Source organism: Neobacillus sp. 204 (genome assembly GCF_046562815.1).
In the GTDB taxonomy this organism is placed as follows: domain Bacteria; phylum Bacillota; class Bacilli; order Bacillales; family Cytobacillaceae; genus Neobacillus.
On the sequence record NZ_JBJORY010000046.1, the window covers coordinates 1 to 1,310 of the forward strand.

The following is a 1,310-nucleotide window of genomic DNA, read 5'->3' on the forward strand; positions in this document are numbered from 1 at the left end:
GCTAACCCCTCCTCTTAACCTTCCAGCACCGGGCAGGCGTCAGCCCCTATACTTCGCCTTGCGGCTTCGCAGAGACCTGTGTTTTTGCTAAACAGTCGCCTGGGCCTATTCACTGCGGCTCTTCGAGGCTATTCACCTCAAAAAGCACCCCTTCTCCCGAAGTTACGGGGTCATTTTGCCGAGTTCCTTAACGAGAGTTCTCTCGCTCACCTTAGGATTCTCTCCTCGCCTACCTGTGTCGGTTTGCGGTACGGGCACCTTTTATCTCGCTAGAGGCTTTTCTTGGCAGTGTGGAATCAGGAACTTCGGTACTAAATTTCCCTCGCTATCACAGCTCAGCCTTCACGAGAAGCGGATTTGCCTACTTCTCAGCCTAACTGCTTAGACGCGCATATCCAACAGCGCGCTTACCCTATCCTCCTGCGTCCCCCCATTGCTCAAACGATAAAGAGGTGGTACAGGAATATCAACCTGTTGTCCATCGCCTACGCCTTTCGGCCTCGGCTTAGGTCCCGACTAACCCTGAGCGGACGAGCCTTCCTCAGGAAACCTTAGGCATTCGGTGGATGAGATTCTCACTCATCTTTCGCTACTCATACCGGCATTCTCACTTCTAAGCGCTCCACCAGTCCTTACGGTCTAGCTTCAACGCCCTTAGAACGCTCTCCTACCACTGACATCGTAGATGTCAATCCACAGCTTCGGTGATACGTTTAGCCCCGGTACATTTTCGGCGCAGAGTCACTCGACCAGTGAGCTATTACGCACTCTTTAAATGGTGGCTGCTTCTAAGCCAACATCCTGGTTGTCTAAGCAACTCCACATCCTTTTCCACTTAACGTATACTTTGGGACCTTAGCTGGTGGTCTGGGCTGTTTCCCTTTTGACTACGGATCTTATCACTCGCAGTCTGACTCCCACGGATAAGTCTTTGGCATTCGGAGTTTGTCTGAATTCGGTAACCCGATGAGGGCCCCTAGTCCAAACAGTGCTCTACCTCCAAGACTCTTACTACGTGAGGCTAGCCCTAAAGCTATTTCGGAGAGAACCAGCTATCTCCAAGTTCGATTGGAATTTCTCCGCTACCCACACCTCATCCCCGCACTTTTCAACGTGCGTGGGTTCGGGCCTCCATCCAGTGTTACCTGGACTTCACCCTGGACATGGGTAGATCACCTGGTTTCGGGTCTACGACCACATACTCATACGCCCTATTCAGACTCGCTTTCGCTGCGGCTCCGTCTCTTCAACTTAACCTTGCATGGGATCGTAACTCGCCGGTTCATTCTACAAAAGGCACGCCATCACCC

Annotated in this window: 1 rRNA gene; it reads right to left on the reverse strand. The window is 52.1% G+C overall.

Features of this window, described 5'->3' with window-relative positions:
- Positions 1 to 1,310: ribosomal RNA gene (locus tag ACJ004_RS29995) — 23S ribosomal RNA — on the reverse strand; the annotation flags it as partial.